19 protein-coding genes and 1 pseudogene are annotated in these 23,270 nt (G+C 66.1%); 6 read left to right on the forward strand and 14 right to left on the reverse strand.

Going from position 1 to position 23,270, the window contains the following annotated elements; translation table 11 throughout:
* Positions 1 to 747 (forward strand): transposase (locus tag FFS60_RS00005; RefSeq protein WP_171016466.1); only part of this gene is annotated, 747 nt, incomplete at its 5' end.
* A 128-nt stretch (positions 748 to 875) separates the two neighbouring features.
* On the opposite strand, the gene tpx is transcribed toward FFS60_RS00005, so the two are convergent.
* From tpx to FFS60_RS00030, 5 genes are all read right to left on the reverse strand, one after another.
* A complete protein-coding gene (tpx, locus tag FFS60_RS00010; protein ID WP_028631225.1) occupies positions 876 to 1,373 on the reverse strand; it encodes a thiol peroxidase in 498 nt (165 codons plus the stop codon).
* An 81-nt stretch (positions 1,374 to 1,454) separates the two neighbouring features.
* Positions 1,455 to 2,819 (reverse strand): sodium:alanine symporter family protein, encoded by a 1,365-nt coding sequence (locus FFS60_RS00015; protein ID WP_137820737.1) that lies wholly within the window; start codon positions 2,817 to 2,819, stop codon positions 1,455 to 1,457.
* A gap of 231 nt (positions 2,820 to 3,050) precedes the next feature.
* Positions 3,051 to 6,698, reverse strand: a complete 3,648-nt coding sequence (locus FFS60_RS00020; protein ID WP_137820738.1) for a translocation/assembly module TamB domain-containing protein — start codon at positions 6,696 to 6,698, stop codon at positions 3,051 to 3,053.
* The gene (locus tag FFS60_RS00025) at positions 6,695 to 8,425 is read right to left on the reverse strand and encodes an autotransporter assembly complex family protein (protein WP_028631222.1); all 1,731 of its coding nucleotides are present in this window, start codon (positions 8,423 to 8,425) and stop codon (positions 6,695 to 6,697) included. Before FFS60_RS00025 ends, FFS60_RS00020 begins: the two co-directional genes overlap by 4 nt.
* Before the next feature lie 48 nt (positions 8,426 to 8,473).
* Positions 8,474 to 9,127, reverse strand: coding sequence for an N-acetyltransferase (locus tag FFS60_RS00030; RefSeq protein ID WP_028631221.1), 654 nt, complete (start codon positions 9,125 to 9,127; stop codon positions 8,474 to 8,476).
* A 133-nt stretch (positions 9,128 to 9,260) separates the two neighbouring features.
* Here FFS60_RS00030 and xthA point away from each other — a divergent pair, with 133 nt between their 5' ends.
* On the forward strand, positions 9,261 to 10,073 hold the full coding sequence (gene xthA / locus FFS60_RS00035; RefSeq protein ID WP_137820740.1) for an exodeoxyribonuclease III: 813 nt from the start codon (positions 9,261 to 9,263) through the stop codon (positions 10,071 to 10,073).
* 142 nt (positions 10,074 to 10,215) lie between these two features.
* Here the strand turns inward: xthA and FFS60_RS00040 are convergent, their stop codons facing one another.
* The 5 genes from FFS60_RS00040 to FFS60_RS00060 form a co-directional block, all read right to left on the reverse strand.
* Positions 10,216 to 10,653, reverse strand: a complete 438-nt coding sequence (locus FFS60_RS00040) for a heme-binding protein (protein WP_137820741.1) — start codon at positions 10,651 to 10,653, stop codon at positions 10,216 to 10,218.
* Between the two features lie 12 nt (positions 10,654 to 10,665).
* The gene (locus FFS60_RS00045; protein WP_137820742.1) at positions 10,666 to 12,027 is read right to left on the reverse strand and encodes an amidohydrolase family protein; all 1,362 of its coding nucleotides are present in this window, start codon (positions 12,025 to 12,027) and stop codon (positions 10,666 to 10,668) included.
* A gap of 108 nt (positions 12,028 to 12,135) precedes the next feature.
* Positions 12,136 to 13,059, reverse strand: a complete 924-nt coding sequence (locus FFS60_RS00050) for a LysR family transcriptional regulator (protein WP_137820743.1) — start codon at positions 13,057 to 13,059, stop codon at positions 12,136 to 12,138.
* A complete protein-coding gene (locus tag FFS60_RS00055) occupies positions 13,035 to 13,418 on the reverse strand; it encodes a Rieske 2Fe-2S domain-containing protein (RefSeq protein WP_036997941.1) in 384 nt (127 codons plus the stop codon). Before FFS60_RS00055 ends, FFS60_RS00050 begins: the two co-directional genes overlap by 25 nt.
* 111 nt (positions 13,419 to 13,529) lie before the next feature.
* Entirely contained in the window at positions 13,530 to 14,591 is a 1,062-nt protein-coding gene (locus FFS60_RS00060) for an aromatic ring-hydroxylating dioxygenase subunit alpha (protein ID WP_028631215.1), read from the reverse strand.
* A gap of 179 nt (positions 14,592 to 14,770) precedes the next feature.
* Here FFS60_RS00060 and FFS60_RS00065 point away from each other — a divergent pair, with 179 nt between their 5' ends.
* Complete coding sequence (locus FFS60_RS00065) at positions 14,771 to 15,379, forward strand: TetR/AcrR family transcriptional regulator (protein WP_051246927.1); 609 nt, start codon at positions 14,771 to 14,773, stop codon at positions 15,377 to 15,379.
* A 52-nt stretch (positions 15,380 to 15,431) separates the two neighbouring features.
* Here the strand turns inward: FFS60_RS00065 and FFS60_RS00070 are convergent, their stop codons facing one another.
* A complete protein-coding gene (locus FFS60_RS00070) occupies positions 15,432 to 16,373 on the reverse strand; it encodes a PDR/VanB family oxidoreductase (protein ID WP_028631214.1) in 942 nt (313 codons plus the stop codon).
* Positions 16,374 to 16,478: 105 nt separating this feature from the next.
* The gene (locus FFS60_RS00075) at positions 16,479 to 17,603 is read right to left on the reverse strand and encodes an FAD-dependent oxidoreductase (RefSeq protein WP_137820744.1); all 1,125 of its coding nucleotides are present in this window, start codon (positions 17,601 to 17,603) and stop codon (positions 16,479 to 16,481) included.
* A gap of 219 nt (positions 17,604 to 17,822) precedes the next feature.
* Between FFS60_RS00075 and FFS60_RS00080 the strand changes: the two genes are divergently transcribed.
* Positions 17,823 to 18,746, forward strand: coding sequence for a LysR family transcriptional regulator (locus FFS60_RS00080; protein WP_137820745.1), 924 nt, complete (start codon positions 17,823 to 17,825; stop codon positions 18,744 to 18,746).
* A gap of 3 nt (positions 18,747 to 18,749) precedes the next feature.
* Here the strand turns inward: FFS60_RS00080 and FFS60_RS29310 are convergent, their stop codons facing one another.
* Together FFS60_RS29310 and FFS60_RS29315 are read right to left on the reverse strand one after the other, a co-directional pair.
* Positions 18,750 to 19,619 (reverse strand): methyl-accepting chemotaxis protein, encoded by an 870-nt coding sequence (locus FFS60_RS29310; protein WP_371926344.1) that lies wholly within the window; start codon positions 19,617 to 19,619, stop codon positions 18,750 to 18,752.
* Positions 19,614 to 20,726, reverse strand: a pseudogene (locus FFS60_RS29315) (methyl-accepting chemotaxis protein); the annotation flags it as partial. The pseudogene FFS60_RS29315 and the gene FFS60_RS29310, both read right to left, overlap by 6 nt.
* 363 nt (positions 20,727 to 21,089) lie before the next feature.
* Between FFS60_RS29315 and FFS60_RS00090 the strand changes: the two are divergent.
* Both FFS60_RS00090 and FFS60_RS00095 read left to right on the forward strand, forming a co-directional pair.
* Positions 21,090 to 22,247: a S9 family peptidase gene (locus FFS60_RS00090; RefSeq protein ID WP_137820747.1), complete on the forward strand. Its 1,158-nt coding sequence runs from the start codon at positions 21,090 to 21,092 to the stop codon at positions 22,245 to 22,247.
* A gap of 22 nt (positions 22,248 to 22,269) precedes the next feature.
* On the forward strand, positions 22,270 to 23,205 hold the full coding sequence (locus FFS60_RS00095; protein WP_137820748.1) for a VOC family protein: 936 nt from the start codon (positions 22,270 to 22,272) through the stop codon (positions 23,203 to 23,205).
* Positions 23,206 to 23,270 lie beyond the last annotated feature (65 nt).

Raw genomic sequence — 23,270 nt, forward strand, 5'->3', positions numbered from 1 at the left:
GTCGTCGGCGAGGACGAGGCCCGCCTGATGCGCACCCACCAAGGGGCCAAGGTGGCCTTCAACGTGCAGAGCGCGGTGGATGGTGAGCATGGCCTGATCCTGCACCATGCGGTCACTCAGGATGGCAGCGACAATCAGCAGCTGGAGCCGATGGCCAAGGCTGCCCAGGCGGTCTTGGGGCAGGCGCAATTGACGGTCACCGCGGATGCCGGCTACTCCAATGGCGAGCAGTTCCAGGCCTGCGACGATGCCGGAATCACCGCCTATGTGCCGGAGAATCGAGGGATCAACAACCAAGGGGGTGACACACCGCTGTTCGACCGCAGTGCCTTTAGCTACGACGCGGAAACCGACCAGTACCAGTGTCCGGCGGGCCAGTGGCTACCGCTCAAACAGGTCAGGGGCACCCAGCGCACCTATGCCGTACGCAGCGACTGCAGTGACTGCCCGTTGAAGCCGCAGTGCACCAATGCCCGGCGCCGACACGTGACCCGGCATGCCCATGAAGCGGCGTTTGCGCGGATGCAGCAGCGGATGCAGGCGCATCCGGAGATGATGGTCAGGCGCCGATCCATCGTCGAACACCCCTTCGGCAACCTGAAGCAGTGGATCCTGGGCAACGGCCGCTTCCTGCTCCGCCAGTTGCAGGGCGCACGCACGGAAATGGCCCTGGCGGTAAACGCCTACAACCTGAAACGGGCCCTCAACGTGCTGGGCGCCCGTCGGTTGATCGAGCTGATGGGATAAATCCCGCTCCTCGCTTTCGATTACCCAGAAACGCCAACGCCCCGAACCAGTCGGGGCGTTTGCTTGGCCTGCACTCAGGGAGTTTTCACACAGCCTGCATTGGCCTCCCTTCCTCCTATCACCGTCCCTTACAGGGCAGCGATAGCAGCCGCGTAGTTCGGCTCATCGGCGATCTCGCCGACCAGTTCGCTGTGCAGCACCTTGTCGTTCTCATCCAGTACCACGACAGCACGGGCGGCGATGCCGGCCAGCGGGCCGTTGGCGATGGCCACGCCGTAGTCCTTGAGGAAGTTGGCGCCGCGCATGGTGGACAGGTTGATCACGTTGTCCAGGCCTTCGGCACCGCAGAAACGCTTCTGGGCGAACGGCAGGTCAGCGGAGATGCACAGCACCACGGTATTGGCCAGCTTGCTGGCCTCGACGTTGAACTTGCGCACGGAGGTGGCGCAGGTCGGGGTGTCGACGCTCGGGAAGATGTTCAGCACCTTGCGCTTGCCGCTCAGGCTGGCCAGGGTCACGTCGGACAGGTCGCCGCCGACCAGGCTGAAGGCCGGGGCTTGCTGGCCTTGTTGCGGCAGCTGGCCGTCGACGGTGATCGGATTGCCCTTGAGGGTTACTTGAGCCATTGCATGGATCCTTGTTTCAGGTGTGGTTGTACGAAGACGCCAAGTTAAGCACGGCGCGCGGCAAAAGTCCTGACCCAGAAGTCAGGACGCATTCGCCACCAGACGATCCCTGGCGAAGTACTCACGGGTCAGCTTCACCACGACGGGGCTCAGCAGGAGCAGCGAGAGCAGGTTCGGCAGGGCCATCAGGCCGTTCAGCGTATCGGCCACCAGCCATGCGAAATCCAGCTGCGCCACGGCGCCGAAGGGAATCGCCAGCACCCAGAGGATGCGGAACGGCAGGATCGCCTTGGTGCCGACCAGGAACTCCCAGCAACGCTCGCCGTAGTAACTCCAGCCCAGGATGGTGGTATAGGCGAAGATCACCAGGGCGATGCTCAGGATGATCGCGCCGAAGCCGGGCAGCGCCGATTCGAAGGCCGCCGCGGACAGGGCCGCACCGCTCTGCCCACTGGTCCAGACGCCGGAGCAGATGATCACCAGGCCGGTCATGGTGCAGATGATCAGGGTGTCGATGAAGGTACCGAGCATGCCGATCAGGCCGGAACGCACCGGGCTGTTGGTGGTGCCGGCGGCCTGGGCGATACCGGCGGTGCCGAGGCCCGCCTCGTTGGAGAAGATGCCCCGGGCGACACCGAAGCGAATGGCCGCCATCACTGCCGCGCCGGCAAAGCCACCGGTGGCTGCGGCCGGGCTGAAGGCATGGGTGAAGATCAGCGAGAAGGCGCCGGGAATGGCGTCGATATTGATCGCCAGCACCACCAGCGAAGCGATGATGTAGGTGACGCACATGAAGGGCACCAGCGCCTCGGCCACCTTACCGATGCGGCGGATGCCGCCCAGGATCACCAGGCCGGTGATCACCATAGTGGCAACGCCGGTCGCCCAGAGCGGGATGTCGAAGGTGGTTTCCAGCGCATGGGCCATGCTGTTGACCTGCACCATGTTGCCGATGCCGAAGCCGGCCAGGCCGCCGAAGATCGCGAAGGCGGTGCCCAGCCAGAGCCACTTCTTGCCCAGGCCATTCTTGATGGCGTACATCGGGCCGCCGACATGCTCGTTGCGCTCGTCCTTCTCGCGGTAGTGCACCGCCAGTACGACTTCCGAATACTTGGTGGCCATGCCGACCAGCGCGGTGCACCACATCCAGAACAGCGCACCCGGCCCGCCGAGGAAGATGGCGGTAGCGACGCCGGCGATGTTGCCGGTACCGACCGTGGCGGCCAGGCAGGTCATCAGCGCCTGGAACGGACTGATCTCACCGCTTTCGTCGTCACCCTTGGCACGTCCCCGCCACAGCAGGCGGAAACCGGTACCGATCCGCAACAGCGGCATGAAACGCAGGAAAACCATGAGGAACAGGCCGGTACCGAGGATGGCCACCAGCATGGGTGGGCCCCAGACGAGGCCGTTGATCTGATTCACCAGATTGTGGATGGATTCCATAGAGGGCTCCTTTCTTCTTGTTCGAAGGAGCGGCTGTAGCCGGCTCCAGGTTCGGAATCCCGTTACCGGTAGGCATCGGGATCATTCCATGACGCAGTGGCAACGGGTGACGTCGCCAACCAGGACATAAGGACTGCAGGACGGGCACTGGAAAGGCCTGAGGCAGACCGCGGCGCGGATGCTAGCACGATCCCAGGCGATTTCCGCCAGCCAGAAAGGCCGTCTCCTACCTCAGAAATCCTTCTTGTAGAACAGGTCAAGCGAGCTGGCCAGACCACTGGCGGCTTCCAGGTAGAGCCGCTTGGTCAGCTCGTAGCGCAGCGCCACGACACTGGTGGAATCCACCACGCCGAGGCCGTAGCGGATGCTCAGGCGGTCGGTGATCTGCCCCAGGGCGCCGTCGTCATCGAGCTGCAGATCCTTGAGGCCGAGGCGCTGGGCCAGTTCGCTGGTCAGCGGCGCACTGCCGGACAGGCCCATGGCCAGGGCGGCCCGGCCCACTGCGTTGCCGTCGCCCTCGCTGGTGTTCAATGGCCGGCCAAGAATCAGGTAGGACAGCGCCTGTTCCTGGCTCATGGCTGGATTGGAGAAGACTTCGGTGCTGGGCTCATCGGCACGGCCATTCAGGCGCAGGCCAGCGGTGACGTCACCCACCGTGCGGACGGCTTCAACATCCAGATAGGGCTGGTCCAGCGGACCGGCGAAAAGCAGGCGCGCACGGCGCAGGTCAAGGCGTTGGCCGTAGGCACGATAACGACCGTTCTTCAATACCAGCTCCCCGTTCCCCGTGAGGTTGTCGCCGACCTTGAGGTGGCCCTGGAGGTCCGCGGTCAGGCCGAAGCCAGAGAACTGCAGGCGATCCTGGCCGACTTCCACGTCCACGTTCATGGCCATTTCCAGCGGCTGCTGCTCGGCGTCTTGCTCGCCCACCAGGCGCGCATCCGGTGAGACCTTAACTGCCTGGGGCGGTAGCTCGCGCACCTTGATCTTGCCGCGCGGCACCAGCACCTTGCCGGTCAGCGCCAGACGGCCGCTGGCGAGCCCGATGCGAAGGTCGGGTTCCACTTCCAGGTTCGCGTACGGTTCCACCACCAGCGGCAGGCGCGAACCACGTAGCGCCAGGTCGAGGTCCAGGCCACGTGCCCAGGCCAGGTTGCCCGACAGGCTGCCCTGCCCCTGTTCGCCGCTGCGCCACTGCCCGCTCAGCTCGAGGCTTTCGCCAGCGATACGCGCATCGAGGCCGAGGGACTCGAAGCTCATGGGCAGGTCGCCACCGCCGATGCGGCCATCGGCCAGCCGCAAGTTGCCCAGTACATAGGGCGCCTGCAGGGTGCCGCTCAGGCTGCCGGCCCCTTGCAAGCGGCCTTCCAGCGTTTCCACCTTGGGCACGAACGGGCGCAGCACGGCGAGGTCCAGCCCATCCAGACGGAACTGACCGGACAATGGTTTGTTCGCCGGGCGCGGATCGATCAGTGCGTCCAGTTGCAATTCACCAAGGCCCTGGCCCTGGAAGCTCAGCTGGCTGTCGATACGTTGCGGGCGCAGGGTGCTGTCCAGCAGCAGGCGCTGGTAGGGGAAGTCGACCCAGCGATCCTCCTCCTTCAATCGCAGCACCCCGCTGCCGGCGTCCAGGGTAATGCGACCGCTGGGGCCGCTGGCGGGCAAGTCGAGCTTGAGATCAGCATTCAGCTCGCCCTGCCAGGCGAAGTCTTCAGGCAGCCAGCGCGCCAGGCTGGCCAGGGGGAAGTCGCGCAGGCGGTAGTCCAGCTTCGGCTCAGGCATCAGGCGCTGCTCGCCGCCGCACAGGCTCGCCGGCCCGGAGCGCCAACAATGCGCGCCGAAGTTCAGCTTGCCGTCGGCCAGCCGTTCCAGCCGCGCCGGTGCTTCCAGGCGCCAGTCCTGTCCACTGGCCTGGACCTCGCCCCGCGCCAGCCGCCCGCGCCAGTTGCCGCCCTCCAGCTTGCCGTCCAGGGCCAGCAACAGGTCGAGCAAGGGCCCCTTGAGGTTGAGTTCCAGTTGCTGACGAACACGATCACCTGAGCCTTCGGCTGTCAGGGTCCCGAACTCGTTGTCACCAGAGGCCAACCCGTCCGCTTGCAGTTGCACTCGACCACGCTGGGCAGCGTCCAACTGGGCATCCAGCTTGAAACTGTCGAGGCGGTTGTCACCCTGCCCCACGCGTTCGCCGGTCAGCGCCAGCTTGCCTTGCGGCGCCTGCAGCGTGCCGGCCAGGTCGAGGCGCCCCTGGACCTTGCCGAAGAGTTTTGGCCAAAGCTGGCCAAGGCGACTCAGGGCCAGGTCGAGGCGGCCGCTGAGCGTCTGGTCCAACTGGCCCCGGCCTTCGATCCTGTTGTCGCCCAGGCGCACCTGCAGCGCATGGAGCTGCCATCGTTCGCCCGCACCTTCAGCCTTGGCCTGGAGCAGTGCAGGCTGGCCCCGCAGCTGGCCCTTGAGGTCGAGATCGGCATTCAGGTCCAGGCGTTGGTCACGCCAGGCGCCCCTGGATTGCAGATTGCCGGCCAGCTTGCCCGGCAGTTCGGCCAGCCAATAGGAAGGGTCGAGCTCGCTCAAGGCCAACTGGCTGTCCCAGCCGACGCCACTGGCGAAGTCGATTCTCACCCGACCCTGGGCACGGCCCTGCCCGGCCTTGAGTTGCAGATCGGCCAAGGTGACGCTGGCCAGGTCACCCGTCACCGGGCCGCCGACGCTGAAGTCACCGGCCGGCCCCTTGAGGCGGGCGTCGAACTTGCCGTCATAGCGACTGCCGGCGTAACGCACCTCGGCGTCCAACTGGTGCAACTCCACGGGCGGCGGCTGTTCCTGGGGGAACAGACGTTGCCAGGGGAAGTCGCGCCATTGCAGGCGGCTGTCGATGGCGAGTTCCCGCTGCCAGTCGACCCGCCCCTGCAATGCCAGGGTCTGTTGCGGTTCGCCCGTGAGCAGAAGCTGCCGGATATCCGCCCCCTGGGCATCGACCCGGCCATCCAGGCCGAGTGCCACCGCGCCGCCTTCACCCGGCAGGCTGGCCTTCCCCTGTACGACGTAGCCGTCCTTGAGATCGCCTTTTGCGGTCAGTTCCACCTGATTGAGGGCCAGGGTATCCGGCAAGCCGGCGCTGGCCTTGAAGCCATCGGCCCGCAACGTAGCACTGGCCGGCAGGTTGTCTGCCAGCGGGCGGAGCTCGCCGTCCAGGCGGCCGTTGAGGTAACCGCTGCTGTCAGCCTGGAGCGTGAGCACGCCCTGCAGATCGCCCTTCGCCTTCAGCGCCAGCCTCCAGGGCCCCTCGCCCGGCGCGGGCAACTGCAGGCTACCCTGCACCGTCATGGGCCAATCGCCTTCGGGGCGCAGGGAACCTTGCAGTTCCAGCGCGAGATCATCGCGACGCACGCTGAGGCGCTCCAACTGAAGACCATCAGCCTGCCAGCGCGCCACCAGGTCCAGTTGCTGGAACTGATCGCCGCCATCGAGGACGAAGCGACCGACGCGCACGTGCCCGACCTCCAGCGCCAGCGGCAGGCGCAACTCCGGCAGGCTGATCGGGCCAGTCGCTTCGTCGGATTGCGACGGCGGCAGATCGAGCTGGATGCTGTCGCTGGCCAGTTCGTTGATGCAGAGGGTGCGACGCATCAGGCAGGCGAGCGACCAATCCAGCCGTGGCGCATCCAGCTTCAGGACGGTGCCATCCTGCTGCCAGGACAGGCGCGTCGCGCTCCACCGGCTACCGAGCGTGCCGCTGAAGCCGTCCACTTCGAGCCCGGGTACATGGCCCAGCAACCAGCGCCCGCCGACCTCCGTGAACAGCAGCACGGCCGGAATCGCCACGATGCCTGCCAGGATGGCGGCCAGCCCTGCGAGGCCAAATTTCAGCGCGCGCCTCACAGTTCCGGCCCCATGGAGAAGTGGAGTCGATAGCCGCCCGGGTCATCCAGCGCCTTCGCCACGTCCAGGCGAATCGGCCCCACCGGCGAGACCCAGCGCACGCCCAGGCCGGCGCCCGTCTTCATGGCCGCGTTGAGAGAGTCCATGGCGTTGCCGCGGTCGACGAAGGCTGCCAGGCGCCATTTTTCTGTGAGGGGGAATTGGTATTCGGCACTCCCCACCAGCAGGTAGCGACCGCCCACCTTCTTGCCATTGTTGTCTTCCGGCGAGAGGGTCTGGTAGTCGTAACCCCTCACGCTCTGGTCACCACCGGCGAAGAAGCGCAGGGACGGCGGAATGGCATCGAAGTCGGTCGTGGCAATCCCACCGGCCTGCACACGGCCCAGCACGCGATGGCCGCCAGGCAGGGTGTAGAGTCCCTTGGCCATGGCGCTGGCGTAGGTGAAATCGGTGTCGGAGAGGATGCCCTCCTTGGCGCCACGCACATCGAACTGCAGCGAATAGCCGCGATTGGGATCGAGTTTGTTGTCGCTGCGGGTCACGCCGTAACTGATGCCGGGAATCAGGAAGCTGCTGCGACCATCGTCGCTGCCATCACCGAAGTCGAACGTCTCCTGCTCCCAGCGCAGGGACACCACCCGCTGCCAGTCATTGGGCAGCTTCGACTGCCACTGGCCACCGAGGGTGAAGCGGCGGCTTTCCACATCCACCAGGTCCTCGCGCTGCAGACCGGTGGAAAAACGCAGGGTGTCGGTGAGGGGCGGGTCCAGGGGAATCTCGTACCAGGTGCCGACGTTCTGTCGTACCGGGGAAACTTCGGTCTCCGCACCCAGACGATGGCCCTGGGGGTTGATCCAGTGGCGAGTCCAGTTGGCTCGGGCGCGAGGTCCCACGTCGGTGGAAATGCCGACCCCCAGCCCCACGGTGCGCGGCTTCACCGCTGCCAGCCTGACCTTGACCGGTATCAGCCGGCCGGCGCCCTTCACCGGGCTGGCATCCACCCGCACTTCATCGAAATAGCCGCTGGCCTGGAGGTTCTGGCTGAGCTTGGCGACCTGGTCGGAGTCGTAGGGCGTGTTGGCCGCAAACGGCACCAGTCGCGCCAGCAGGTCCGGGTCGAAAGGCGTGTCACCGTCGAAACTGACCGCGCCCAGGCTGTAGCGTGGGCCGCTTTCATAGACCAGCTCGATATCGGCGACGCCAGCGCGCGGGTCGACGTCCAGCCGCTGCCGGGTGAAGCGTCCGTCGAAGAAGCCGTAGCGCAGGGCCTGGTTCTGGATCAGCTTCTTGGCATCCTCATAGGCGCCGTGATTGAGCTGGGCGCCCTGCTTCAGCGCCTTGCTTTCGGGGACGCGAAAGACCACGAGGGCGCTGGCCTCGCCATCAATCCTCACCACGACGTTGCGCAGGCGTACCGGCTCGCCAGGCACCACCAGCACATGCAGAGAAGGGTCCTTGCCACCGTCGACACGGCTGTCGATCTCGGACTGGTAATAGCCAAGTGCCTGGGCGGCCTGATGCGCCTGCTCCTCGGCGGAACGCCGGAAACGTCGCAAGGCTTCTTCATTGCGATCGCCAAGGGCGCCGATGTAGGCCTCGATATTGGCCTTCAGCGCCGCATTGGCAGGTTCGACCTTCACGTCCAGCGTGGCCTTGGCCAGCGCCAGACTACTTGTGCAAAGCAGGCCTAGCAGCAGCGGCCCGCGCAATCCTTGGCGGTAATTCATGCGCGGCATGCTAGCACGGCATTCCGGCCTTTCCGTGCCCAAGTTCTGTCAGACGTTGGCGCGCATCAGCGGTCGTGGATTGGGGTGGAAGAACACATGCTCGACCACCGGCCCAAGGGCCACCTCCCCCACCTCTTCGTAGCCCTGGCGCTTGTAGAACTCCAGATAGCGAACGTTGCCGGTGTCCAGCACAACGCCCTGGGAGCCATCATCCTCGGCGCACCAGTTGTGCAGGGCCTCCAGCAACTGTTCACCCAGGTGACGCCCCTGGAACTCAGGGTGGATACCCAACAGCGGCAGCACGTGGTACGGCCCCGGCGGCAGGCAAGCGAGCACAGCGTCGTGGTAGTCGAGGTAGCGGCGCGTGCAGCGGAAGCCGGTGGTGAGCAGCATGCGCAGGCGCCAGCCCCAACTCTCGGTGATATCCATGCGGCGCTGCGGCGGTGCGATCAGGGCGACCCCCACCAGGCGCTCTTCGATCAGCAGGCCAATGGCTGGCAGGTCCTCCAGGAAATGCTGCTGGACCAGTTCCCGCACCGTGGCGCGTACCCGCTGCTCATAGCCCGGGCGCTCCGCCTCGAACAGATAGGCGAATGTGGGTTCATGACGATAGGCGTGGAACAGCAGGGAGCGAGCCTCGCGGGCATAGCCACCGTCCAGCATGCGCACTTCGACCGGCGCAGTAGGGATGTAACCGGGCATTCACGGCACCTCATTTGTTATGGGTTCTATCGGGCCATGAGGGAAATTAGCACCAGTTCCCCAGCCCGGCCATGCGACTGGCCGGGGTCGTTGCCTTCGGCTAGCATCGCCTTTTTGCCAGGATGCCTTCGCGATGAAGATCGTTTCTTTCAATATCAATGGCCTGCGGGCACGTCCTCACCAGCTTGAAGCACTGATCGCCAAGCACCAGCCCGACGTGATCGGCCTGCAGGAAACCAAGGTCTCCGACGAGCAGTTCCCCGAAGCCGAAATCCGCCAGCTCGGCTACCACGTGCACTACCACGGGCAGAAGGGCCATTACGGCGTCGCCCTGCTCTCCCGCCAGGAACCGCTGTCCCTTTCCAAGGGCTTCCCCGGCGACGCCGAGGACGCCCAGCGTCGCTTCATCTATGGCACCTTCGCCGACGCCCAGGGCAACCCGGTGACCGTGATGAACGGCTACTTCCCCCAGGGCGAAAGCCGCGATCACCCGGTCAAGTTCCCGGCCAAGGAGCGCTTCTACGCCGACCTGCAGGTTTTGCTGGAGCAGCAGTTCCAGCCAAGCCAGTCGCTGGTGGTGATGGGCGACATCAACATCTCGCCGGAAGACTGTGACATCGGCATCGGCGAAGAAAACCGCAAACGCTGGCTGAAGACCGGCAAATGCAGCTTCCTGCCGGAAGAGCGCGAGTGGCTGGCGCGCCTGAAGAGCTGGGGACTGGTGGACAGCTTCCGCCACCTCAACCCCGAGGTGAATGACCGCTTCAGCTGGTTCGACTACCGCAGCCGCGGCTTCGAAGACACCCCCAAGCGCGGCCTGCGCATCGACGTGATCCTCGCCAGCCAACCGCTGCAGGCACGTCTCAAGGACGCAGGCATCGACTACGACCTGCGCGGCATGGAAAAGCCGTCGGACCATGCGCCGATCTGGCTGGAACTGGCGTGAATCCGCAGGCTGTCGCCGCAATGCGCCAGCCTCGAATTCGAGCACGAAAAAGGCCCATCGATGATGGGCCTTTCTTCTTTCACGAAGCGCGGAGTTAGCGCTGAAAGCCCTTTGCCATGGATATTCCTTCGTTGCAGCGGGGTCAGGATTCGCCGGTATCCGGCACCAGGTTCGCCGCCAGCACACTGGCGATGGCGCAGCGTTCGTCGTTGTCGGAGGTATCGCCACTGATACCGATGGCGCCCAGCAACTCCTCCCGCTGATTGCGGATGAGCACCCCGCCGGGGACGGGCAGCATGTTGCCGCCGGACAGGTCGCTCAAGGCGTTGAAGAAGGCCGGCAGGACTGCCGCGCGCCGTGCCAGTTCACGGCCGCCGAAGCCCATGCCGAGCACGGAAGCCGCCTTGCCGTTGGCGATCTGCGGGCGCAGCAGGCTCGCGCGCTCGTCGCGCTTGAGCGCCAACAGGTGGCCGCCGGCGTCCAGCACCGCTACGCACAGGGGCTGCAAGCCCAGGCGACGTCCCTCCTCCAGGGCGGCATCGACCATGATGGAGGCGGCTTCCAGGGTCAGTCGGTTCATTGCAATCTCTCCTCAGACCGGTTGGCGGGCCGGGCGCTTGCCCATCTCAATGGCACGCTGGCGGGTATGCAACTCAGACCATTTCAGCGTGTTGAAATCACTGACCTTGAAGGGGTCGTAACCCGGCACCTGCGCGTCGACGCGCCGCCCGCCGAGGTACACACCGCGGATGCGTTCGCGCTCCTGGAGGATCGACACATTGGCCAGCGGCGAGCCGTCCACCAGGATGAAGTCGGCGCGACGCCCCACCTCAAGGGCGCCGACCGGTTGCGTGGCAGGCATCATCCGCGCCGACACCGAGGTCGCTGCGCGTAGCGCCTGCGCCGGCGTGAAGCCAAGCCAGTCGACGAGGATCTCGAGTTCCCGCGCATGCCATTCGCCGTAGGGGGTGATGGCGAAGCCGCTGTCGCTACCGGTCATGAAGGGCACACCGGCCTCTCGGGCGCGGCGCAGGTTGCGGCAGCCGGCATCGATCACCCGCCGCTGCATCGCCGCATAGCCGCAGCGGGTAGACGGTTCGTAGGCCTCGGCGAACTCGACGTTGTTGGCCAGCATGGTGAGGGTCGGCGCCAGGTGGCTGCCCGATTCGAGCATCGCCTCGATGCAGGCATCGTCCATGAAGAAACCGTGGAAGATCACATCGACCCCGGCCTTTGCCGCGTAGAGCACCGCCTCGCGTCCATAGGCATGCACCGCCACCCTTTTCCCGAGGCGGTGGATCTCCTCGACCATCGCGTATGTCTCGTCCTGGGTGAAGGCGGCAATGTGCTCGCCGTTGGGGCGCAAGTGGGTCCCGTCCATGGCGATCTTGATCAGGTCGACGCCATCCTTGGCCTGCCGGCGAATCTCGCCGATCTGCTCCTCGCGGGTGGCGCAGAGGCGTCCGGTGAAGTAGTCGGGGGTGCCGACCCAGCTGGGAAACCAGTCGTTGAGGCTCTGCCGGTTGGCGATCACATTGCTGCTGGCGGCAATATGCGGACCGCTGAACAGGCCACCGTTGATGGCGTTGCGCACGGCGATGCTGCACTGGCCGGCGTCACCCGGCACCACCACCGAGGTGTAACCGGCGGCAAGCACATGCTGGGTGAAGAACAGCCCCCGCAGCGCACGGAATTCCGGCGAGACGTGCAGGTCGATGTCTTCCTCGCTCTTGGCATTGCCGAACACCAGATGGGTGTGGACATCCACCAGACCGGGCATGACGAAGTGCTCGCCGGTGTCCAGCCGGGCCTCACCCGGCTGCGGCTGCGGCGCACCCTCGCGGGGGCCAACATAGGTGAACAGACCGTCGTCGATAGTCAGCACCTGATCGTGGCGGGCATGGTCTTCCAGACCGGTGAAGAGCGTCTTGCAGTGAACGTGGAGTCTGGGCATGGCGGTCGGGTCCCTTGTTGTCGTGCCGTCACGCTACCCAGCGCCCCAAGCGCGAGGAAGTGAAAGATAGTGGTCGCAGGCCATGACGAAAATTGATAGCGCCGGGAGTCAGGCGGCCGCCTCCAGCAGCAGCTGACGCAACCAGGCCAATGCTGGATCGCCATCCTGATAGGCGTGCCACTGCATCACCTGTCCGGTGGGCGGAAACACGAGCGGCGGCTCCAGCAACCGCAGCGGGAAGCGGCTCGCGTAAAGCGTTGCCAATCGACTGTGCAGCGTAGCCAGGCAAGGCCCGCCGACTACGAACTCAGGGACCAGCCCAAACTGCTCCACGGCTACCGCTACCCGTCGCTCCAGGCCCTGGCTGGCGAGGAACTCCGCCTCCATGCTGCCCAGGGCGCTTGCCCCCGTCTCGCGCACCACGTGGGGCGACCCCAGGTAGCGTTCCAGGCTCAGCCCCCTGACCACATTGGGATTCTCGCGACAGGCGATGACACTGAATCCATCCTCGAACACCGCTTGCTCCGGATGCCGTGTGGAGCGGTGGACATGAGGCAGGATCACCAGGTCGCAATGGCGATGCTCCAGGGCCTCGTCCACCAGGCTACCCGGCTCGGCGCCACGTTGCGGTAGCAGGGTGAGCAGTTGCAGGTCGACCTGCGGCGCGAGGTCCGCCAGGCGGCGTCGGAACCTCGGCATGAGCACGGCGATCACATAGTCCGACGCCATGATGCGAAAGCGCCGCCGGGTTTCCCGTGGCTCGAAACCGGCATTGGCGAAAGCGATGCCCCGTGCGCCGTCCAGCACGCCCTGGATGCGCGGATGCAATCGCTGCATCAGCGCCGTCGGCAGCATCCGGCCACCGACCAGGACGAACAGCGGATCTGCGAAATGCTCCCGCAGTCTGCCAAGGGCAGCGCTCACGGCCGATTGCGTCAAGTGCAGGCGGGTAGCGGCGCGGGTTACATGCTGCTCGACGACGAGCGCATCGAGCACCACCAGCAGGTTCAGGTCGAGACCGTGGAAACGCATGGATGCGCTCCTTCGCGGGCCGCACGGCGGACCTCGTCCAGCCACAGGCCGCCATCCGCCTCGGCGCGCACATCCAGTGCCTGCAAAGACTGGCCAAGGCAGGGGCCGAGCACGCAAAAACCATTGTCGGGACGGAACAGCGCGCCGTGGGCGAAGCAGACGATGTGCTGGCCGTCGCCGGACATGAAGCGATCCTTGCGGTACTGCATGGCGACAGCCAGGTGCGGGCACAGGTTGCGGTAAACCCGCACCTGCCCCCGCCAGCGCAGGGCGAGCACGGTGTCGCGCCCCTCGCCCCAGGGATCGAAGCCCCGCGCAACGCCCTCTTCCAAGTGATCCTCGTAACAGAGAAATGTCATGTCCTGAAGCACGGCCCGTCTCTGAATCTCAAGTGAGGGCGCAGGCTGCCACGGCCCTCGCCGGCCCAACCAATCGCGATTGGAGATGCGAGGTATCGCCTGGAGGGATACTCAGCCCTGCACCACGCTCATGCTGATCTGAGCCGCCTGCTCGTCGGCGATCAACTTGTCCAGCACCCGACGCGCGCGCACCGCCGCGGCATCACCGGGCAGCAGGATCGGCTTGAGGGACCAGAAATCGGCGTCGCCGATCATCCGCTGCTGGGCTTCGAGCATGGGCAGGTCCTCGGTGCTGAACGGCTGGTTGAGGGCGGAAACCTGTTGCTCGGCGATCTGCTCCCCCAACTCGCCCATCTCCCGAGGGATCGGGAAGGAGAACCAGTAGTGAGTGGTGGTCTCGGTTTCCGGAGTGAACAGGTGCGGCAACGGCGTTTCCCGGCCCTCGGCACGCGGGCGGCCGGTGGGCACCGCCCCGGCGATCAGGAGCATGTTGGCCGGCGCGTCCCAGCGCACATCGATCCAGCGATCCACCGACGTGCCGTGGGGGATGCCCATGGCCGTGTAGAGGAAGTCCGGCATGATCTCGGCGACGGTCTGGCGGTAGGACCAGACGGTATCGCCCTGCTGCTCGACGCTGGTGATGGCGCGGCTGACATCGCTGCTGCCCAGGGTGCTCGGATGCAGGTACTGGATATGCGACAGATCGAGAATGTTGTCCGACTCCAGCACGTAATTCGCGCGCGCGTGCAGATAGCGCTTGGCGACGTAGGCGCGCGACGGCTCCATGCAGCCGAAGTCCGGGATCAGCGCTTCATCCGCTGCAACGGCGTCGCCCATCCAGATCCAGATGACGCTGTACTTCTCCGCCACCGGATAGGCGCGGACCTTCGCCGCGCGCGGAATCGCGCCCTCGCCATGCGGATTGCGGGTGCAGGCGCCGCTGCCGTCGAACTCCAGGCCGTGGTAGGCGCATTGCACATGGGAGCCGCACAGCTTGCCCATGGACAGCGGGGCGAAGCGATGCGGGCAGCGGTTGTGGATGGCCTGCACCTTGCCCGCCTCATCGCGGAAGAAGAGCACGGACTCGTTCAACAGGGTCCGGGCGAAGAGTTCGCCGGGTTTGACCTCATCATCCCAGGCGGCGACGTACCAGGCGTTTTTCAGGAAGTTCATCTTGTTCTTGTCCTCATGGGCGTTTCGACAGGGTTGCCTGCATCGATTACCCGTCCCCCTGATATGCTCGCGCCTTTGCGCCGTGGCTGCGGCGGACAGACTCGTGGGACGACTGATCGAAGGCATGTAAGCAGCGCTCACATTAGTCATCCCCCCCACTCCGGTCAATGGCTTATTCCATGAACGAGACACGTGCGTATCACCACGGAAACCTGCGGCAATCGCTGATCGACGCCGCCCTCGACGCGGTTGAACAGAACGGCTACCAGGGGTTGTCGCTACGCGACCTGGCACAGGTGTTGGAAGTTTCCAGGGGCGCGCCCTACCGGCACTTCGCCGATCGTGATGCGCTGTTGCGCGCATGCGCGAGCGAAGGGTTCCGCCGCCTGCTGGAAGCCCACCGCGAGGTGGCAGCGGGCACGGGCACTGCGCAGGACAAAGCGCGGGCGGCCTGCCGCGCCTTCCTCGCCTTCGCCGAGGCGCAGCCGGGGTTGTTCCTGCTGATGTACGACTCGGGCCTGCTGCAACAGGCCGAGGACGAAGACGAGCTGGGCACCCTGCTCCAAAGTGTCTACGCGGGCATCGCGGCGACGCTGCGCGAAGCCCTGGAAGAGACCGACGACGACCGCCTGCAGGCGCGCCTGATCGCCATGTGGTCGACCCTCTACGGCTACGCCCGCCTGCGCCAGAGCAACATGCTCAAGCCCTACATGCTGGGCTCGCTGACCCGCGAGCAGACCGAAGCGGCGGTGATCGCCGCCGCCATCGGCCCGTTACCGAATCCGTAGGGTGAATGTCGCTTTTCACATCCACCCGCGAGCCCGGGCCTGGCATCAATGCTCAGAGATCCAGCACCAGGCGGGAGCTGCGCGAACGCGAGCAGCAGGGCGTGAACTGGTCGTTGCGCCCCTGCTCCTCGACTGTGAGGAACATGTCGCGGTGCTCCGGTTCGCCCTCCAGCACGCGGGTCAGACAGGTGCCGCAGATGCCCTGCTCGCAGGACAGCGGCAGGTCGATCCCCGCCTCCAGTAGCACGTCGGCCACGCTGCGATCCGCCGGGACCTGGAAGCAGCGTCCATCGCTGGCCAGCTGCACTTCGAAGGCCCCGTCATCCGCGTGATCCTGCGGCTCGGCGGCGAAGTATTCGCGGTGCAGGCTCGACTCCGGCCAGCCCGCCAGGCGCGCTTCCTCCAGCACGTGGGCCATGAAGCCGCCGGGGCCACAGACGTAGAGATGATCCCCATCGGCGTAACCCGCCAGCACCTCGGCCGCTTTCAACCGCTGGTCATCGAAATGGAACGTCACCTGCGCGGCGAACGCCGATTCGCGAATGCGCTGGAGAAACGCGGTACGTTCCGCCGAGCGGCTGCAGTAGTGCATATCGAATGCCGCCCCGGTGGCGGCCAGGCGCTCGGCCATGCAGAGGATCGGGGTGATGCCGATACCGCCGGCGAACAGCCGTGTGCGCCGCGCGCCGTGAACGAGCGGGAACAGGTTGCGCGGTTCGCTGATGCGGATGTGGCTGCCGGCCTCAACCTGCTCGTGCATGGCACGCGACCCGCCCCGGGACGACGGGTCCAGCAACACTGCGATCTGATAACGGTGTTGCTCGTCCGGGTGGTTGCACAGCGAGTACTGACGCACCTGCCCGCCGGGTAGATGCACGTCGACATGGGACCCAGCGCTGAACGGCGGCAGCGGACCGCCATCGGCACGCGCGAGTTCGAAGCTGAAGATGCCCTCGGCTTCCGGGTGTTTGCGGGTGACCCTGACCTCAATCATGGACGCTGACCTCGTGGAAAGAGCACGGCTTCGCACCCGGCCAGGCCGGGTGCGGAACGTGGAAAAGAGAGGTGAGACGGCCGGTCCGGCGACCGGCCACGGCCTTCAGATGGGCTCGGCTGTGCGTGCGAGCATCGCCTTGGTCAGGCCGACACGGTCGAAGCTGCGGTCCTGGGCCATCTCGCGATCACCGGCGAGGATGGAGTTCTCGCTGATGTATTTGCAGCGCTCGAAACGACGCGCCATGAAGCGATTCAGGCGCTCCTGAAGCGAGCCTTCGCCGGCCAGTTCCAGGCTCAGCACCAACGCATCTTCGATGGCCATGCCGGCGCCCTGCCCCAGGTGCGGGGTGGTCGCGTGAGCGGCGTCGCCGATCAGGAGGACGCGGCCCTTGAACCAGGGCTCGTCGACGAACACCACCTCCATCGGTTTGTAGACCACCTGGCTGCTGTCGGTGATCTGCTCGCGCAGCTCGCCCACCAGGCCGCCGATGTGCTGGATGCGGTCGCGCATCAGTTCGGCGAAATCCTTGGGCTCGTGCCAGGGGTTACCCGGCTCGTGGGAGGTGGAGAACATGTACATCAAGTCGTCGGCCAGCGGCACCAGGCCAGCATTGCCCTCGGAGCCGACGTAGCTCGCCAGGTGGTCGATGGAGGGGTGGCGCGGGAAGTTGTAGCGCCAGACGGCCTGGCCGGTGAAGCGCGGCGTGTAGGTGTCGCCGAAGAGCATGCCGCGAATCTTCGAATACACGCCGTCGGCTCCCACCACCAGGTCGTAGCGCCCGGCACTGCCGTCGGTGAAGGTCACGTCCACGCCGTCGGCGTCCTGATCAAGGCGTTCCACGCTGAGGCCGAGGCGTACCTGCGCGCCCAGATCGATGGCCGTTCCGCTCAGCACCTGGTGCAGCGCCAGGCGCGAAATGCCGACGTTGGCCGGATACTCCGGGCCGGCCAGGCGCTGGCCGGGAATGCGCGCCAGGGCATTGCCCTGCAAGTCGTAGATGCCGACATCCTCGAAGGCGTAGGCGGCATCCAGGTAACGGTCGAGTACGCCGAGACGGGCCATCTCCCGCACCACGTTGCTCTGCTGGATGATGCCAACGCCGTAGACGGTCCACTCGGACTTGATTTCCACCAGGTCGACCGACACGCCCTGGCGGCACAGCGCGATGGCCGCGCAGAGTCCACCGATGCCACCACCGACGATGAGTACCTTGCTGATATCGCTCATGGATGAATCCTTGTTCTTGTTGTTGGCGCACGGGCGAACGCGAGCGCGGCGGCCCGGGCGGGAAGGTTTTTTCAGGAGGGGCCGCGCAGGCTCGGCAGGCAGCACGGCAGCCGGTGAGCGCCCCTTGGGAGCACAGGCTAGGAAGGCGGGAACAATTTGACTAATCGTTAGTCGGGATGCAGGGTATCGCGAAAATAAATACAACAAGAGCCTGCTGCCATGCGCTTCAAACACCTGGACCTGAACCTCCTGGTGGCGCTGGATGTGCTGCTGGAAGAGCAGAACATCACCCGCGCCGCCGCCCGCCTGCACATGACCCAATCAGCCACCAGCGGCGTGCTGGGGCGCCTGCGCACCTACTTCGAGGACGATCTGCTGGTACAGGTGGGACGCAAGATGATGCCCACCCCCCTGGCCAAGGAACTGGAGATCCCGGTTCGTGAAGTCCTGCTGAAAATCCAGACCTCCATCACCGCCAAGCCGGTCTACGACATCGCCGAGAGCAAGCGGCATTTCCGCATCATGGCGTCGGACTATCTGATCAGCGTGGTGTTCGCCGAAGTGATCCGAGAGATCAACCAGGAAGCGCCGCTGATGACCTTCGAGCTGATCAGCCCCGGCGAAACCGCCGTCGAGATGCTCATGCGCGGCGAGGTGGACCTGATGATCGCGCCCGAGCACTACATCGTGAAAGAACACCCTTCCGAGCTGCTGTTCGAAGAGCAGCACGTTTGTGTGGTGTGGGCAGACAACAACAGCATCGGCGAACGGATCACGCTGGAGCAGTACCTGGACATGGGCCACGTGGGCGTCGCTTTCGGTCGCAGCCGCACGCCGGGCATCGAGGAATGGTTCATGTCCCAGTACGGTTGCAAGCGCCGGCTCGAAGTCATCACCCATGACTTCAACACCCTGCCGCAACTGGTCGTCGGCACGCAGCGCATCGCCACCATGCACAGCCGCCTGGCGCGGCTCTATGCGCGCAACCTGCCGCTGCGCATCCTGCCGCCGCCAGTGGAGCTGCCTGCGATGCAGGAATACATGAGCTGGCACCGCAGCCTGGACCGCGACCCCATGCTGCGCTGGTTGCGCCAGAAGCTGGCGCAGATCGTACAGCGGCCGGACTCACCGGTCCTCGCCTGAGCCTCAGCGCGCGCCACGGAAGGCGCCGACCGCCTCGCCCAGGCTCGCCCCCAGCGTCTGCAGGCTGTCCGTGGCCGATTCCAGGCGCCGGCAGTCCTCGGCGTTCTGTTCCACCACACGCGCCACTTGCAGCACCACTTCGTCGACCTGGCGTGCCACGGCCTGCTGCATTGCGGACGCCTCGGCGATGTTCCGCCCGCTGCGCTCGACCCGTGCCATCGCAGCAGTGATCGCCGCCAGCACCTCGGTCGCCCGTCCTGCCAGCTCGACGCCTTCCTCGGTCAGCCGCTGACTGCCTGCCAGCCCATCGGCGGTAGCCCGGGTCAGCTCGCCGAGGCGCTGGATCATCGCCTCTATCTCCCCGGTCGAGGCGCGGGTGCGACTGGCCAGGGCGCGCACCTCGTCGGCGACCACGGCGAAACCGCGACCATGGTCACCGGCCCGCGCCGCCTCGATGGCCGCGTTCAGCGCCAGCAGGTTGGTCTGCTCGGCCAGGGCATTGATCACGTCGAGCACACCATTGATGGCCTCGCTCTGCGCCTTGAGCACCTGCATCGATCCGGCGCTGGCGCGCATTTCCTCAGCGAGGTGCTCCAGGCTCTCGCTGGCCTGGCGCACCAACGCATCTCCCTCGTGGATCAGGGCACCCGCATCGGCCAGCACCGCACCGCTGCCGGCCACCTGCTCGCTGACCTGCGCCGCCGAGCGCGTCATGTCCGCCATGGCCTCGGCGACCCGCTCGGCCTGCTGGCGCTGCGCGCTCACCCCCGCCGCCGTACGCCCGACCATCGCCACCAGGGTGCCGGCGGCGCCATCCAGTTGATCGACATCGCCACCGATGCGGCCCACCAGCTTGCGCAGGGCAGCGAGCATTTCTCCCACAGCATCCTGCAACTGCCCCAGTTCATCGCGCCGCGCAGGCGGGGCCGCCATCTCGCCGAGATCCCCGGCGGCGATACGCCGCGCCAGGGCCAGCATGCGCCGCAGCGGCACGACCAGTGCCCGATGAATCGCCAGCGCCGCTCCGGCACTGACCAGTAAGGCCAGGAGCGCCAGCAGCCCCAGCGCTCCGTGGAGCTGCCGCCGGGTTTCTGCATAGGCCCCGCTGCGCAATGCGCGCTGCGTATCCAGCTGCTGCGCCACCATGCCCGCCACCTGGCTCATCTGCGTCTCGGCAACGCGAGCCAGTTGGCCGCCCCGGACAAAGCTCAGGAAGGCCTGGCGATACACCTCCAGCGCCTGGCGCGCCTCCTCCAGCGCCGCACGCTGCTCGCCGTCCAGGCGCGCGGCGAGACTGGCCAGTGCGGTAGCCAGCTCGTTCATGCGGTTCTCCCAGTCGTCGCGGTAGCGTTTTTGCGCATCAAGGGTGAAATACAGCTCGCTGTCGCGGAGGTTGGCCAACCGTTCGCGCAGGCTCACGGCCTCCTCCAGCACCTGCATCTGCGACGTACCCGGCGGCGTACCGGCCTCCAGGCCGAGGTTGATGCCATCGAGCTGGTCGAGGAACAGGCTGCTGAAACGCTGCCCCACCGTCTCCGCCTGGGCCTGCATACGCAGCCGCGCCGCATGTGCTGTTTCCAACGCCTGCGCATAGTCCTGAAAGGCACTGCGGTAGGCCTGGGCGGTGTCATCCAGGGTCGTGCGGAAATCCGCGTCGGAACCGCTGGCGGCCAGCCCCTTACGCAGTTGGTCCAACCCTGTGCCGACCCGCTCGGCCGACTCCGGTGCAAGATCGAGCGCGAAGTCCCGCTCCGCCAGGCGGGCCCCTGCCAGGTGCAGCTGCAACGCGTCCAGCGCACGCAGTTCGGAGACGCGGGCCTGCAGCACCTGCAATGCCTGGACGGTGGCCAGCGCCATGCCCAGGGTGGCCAGCAGCACCAGGCCGAAGCCGAGCGACAGCTTGCTGCCGACGGAGCGGTGGCCCAGCCAGCGCGTGACGCTGGCAAGGGGCATGAGCGGGCGATGGGGGTGATTCGACATGGGCGTCCTTCCTCGTGGTCCGGGCCAGAAACAGGGGCGCGTACGCTAGCCGCCCGGTCCCGGGGGCCACCAATCGAGACTGGCGATGCAAGGCATCGTCATTCGCCATGACACAGGAGCGCCGGGGACGAGGTATCTCGCTTGCCGATAGCTGGCATCCGAACAAGCGATTTGTTCAATTCCTGGCCCCATGCGAGCTTGCCATGGCCGCCCCACCGGGCGGTCGACGCCCGCGCAACTGCCTGCTGCGGGAGCAGTCACTCCGGGCTCGCCTGCCTTGCGCCCTGCCCATGCCGACCCGAGCGGTAAGCCCCGAGAGCCGGGGAAGATGGCGCCCCGGATCAGAAGAAGGAAAACAACAACATGTTCCGTTACTTCCCCACCAACTACGTCTGGAACCTCTCCGTTGACCTCGCCCTGGAAATGGGCGCGCGCATCGGCGAGATCGTCGAGATGTGCGAGCCCCTGCAGGAGGCCGCCAAGCAGCCCGATGCCGCCGGCACCCACGCTTTCCGCGAAACCTGGTCGAAGATGGCCGACAAGCTCTGCGACCTGGCAGGTGAGGACGAGGCGCGTGGTCGCCTGCTCTCCGCCGGGGAGAAATACAACCGCGCTGCCACCTACTACCTGACCTGCGAACGCCTGCAGGCCCACGGTGCTCCCGGCCGCCTGGAGCTGTACCAGCGTTTCCTCGACACCTTCGCCCGGGGCATCGACCTGTCCGGCGAGAATTGCGAGCGGGTCGAGATTCCCTACGAGGGCAAGGTCATCTCCGGCCTCTTCGTGCGCGCCGAAGGCGTGAAAGGCCCGGCGCCGCTGCTGGTCCAGCTCAATGGCCTGGATTCCACCAAGGAGATGAAATACCGCGTTGGCCTGCCCGCCTGGCTCGCCAGGCGCGGCGTGTCCTCGCTGGTACTCGACCAGCCGGGCACCGGCGAGGCCCTGCGCCTGCATGACCTCAAGGCCCGGTATGACGCCGAGCACTGGGGCAGCCGCGTGTTCGACTGGCTGGAAACCCGTGCCGACGTCGACCCCAAGCGCATCGGTTGCGAGGGCGTGTCCCTCGGCGGCTACTACTGCCCGCGCGTAGTCGCCTTCGAGCCGCGCTTCGCCTGTGGCGTGGTCTGGGGTGCCAACCATGACTGGCGCGAAGTGCAGAAGCGCCGCCTGGAGCGCGAAGGCAGCTTCCCGGTGCCGCATTACTGGGAGCACGTGCGCTGGGTCTGGGGTGGCAAGAACGTCGAGGAGTTCATGGCCATCGCCGAGAACGTCCACCTGGACGGCGTGGTCGAGCGCATCAAGGTGCCGTTCCTGGTCACACACGGCGAGCAAGACTCGCAGATTCCGCTGAAATGGGCCCATCGCACCTACGAGCAACTGGTCAACAGCCCCAAGCGTGAACTGAAGATCTTCACGCCCCGCGAAGGTGGCGTGCAGCACTCCAGCTTCGACAACTCCATCAATGCCGGCCACTACATCGCCGACTGGGTCGCCGAGACCCTCGGCGGCCGCACCGCCTGACGAGCGAGACGAGAACCTGACCATGAAGATCATCGGACCTGATTACCTGGTGTTCGGCGTCGACAACGTCGACGCCTGCGTGCAATACCTCACCGACTACGGCCTCAAGCCGCGCGCCATCGACCACACCGGCGGCTACCTGGAAGCCCTGGACGGTACCGGCATCGAGATTCGCCACCGCGACGACCCGCGCCTGCCCAAAGCCATGGAAACTGCCAACACCCTGCGCGAAACCGTTTACGGTGTGGCCGACGAAGCCACCCTGCAGGCCATCGAGGCCGAACTGTCGACGGACCGCGACGTCATCCGTGGCGAAGACGGTGTCCTGCGCACGGTGGATGACATGGGCTTCGCCCTGGGCTTCCAGATCACCTGCCGGCGCCCCCTCGACCTGCCCGGCGAGATCAGCAACGCGCCCGGCGCCAGCACCAGCCGCGTGGTCAACAGCCTGGGCGCCAGCGACGACATGGCCGCGCTGCCCCGCAGCCTGTCCCATGTCGTCTATTTCGTGCCGGACCACGCCAAGGCCGAAGCCTTCTACACCCGCCTGGGCTTCGTCTGCACCGACCGTTTCATCGACACCGGACCGTTCCTGCGGCCGGGTGGCACCCTGGACCATCACACCCTGTTCCTGATCCAGACGCCGCCGTTCATGAAGGGCATCGAGCACTTCACCTTCCACATGGGCGGACCGACCGAGGTGATGCTGGCCGGTACCCGCTTCGTCGAGAAAGGCTACGAGTCCTTCTGGGGGCCGGGCCGCCACCAGCTCGGCTCCAACTGGTTCTGGTACTTCAACAGCCCCATGGGCTGCCATGTGGAGTACGACGCCGACATGGACCTGCACGACGACAGCTGGAACGCCCGCGTGTCGCCACCCGGCGCGGATACCTCGCAGTACTTCCTGTTCCGCTATCAGGAGAAATGGGCCCCGGGCGGCCCGCCGCCCAAGCATTGACGCGCTCCGTCGTCATCGGCAGGCACCCCCCCGGAGCCGCACGCCCGGGGTAAGGGGAACCTGCC

It is taken from the genome of Pseudomonas sp. D(2018) (genome assembly GCF_005502555.1).
Taxonomy (GTDB): Bacteria; Pseudomonadota; Gammaproteobacteria; order Pseudomonadales; family Pseudomonadaceae; genus Metapseudomonas; species Metapseudomonas resinovorans.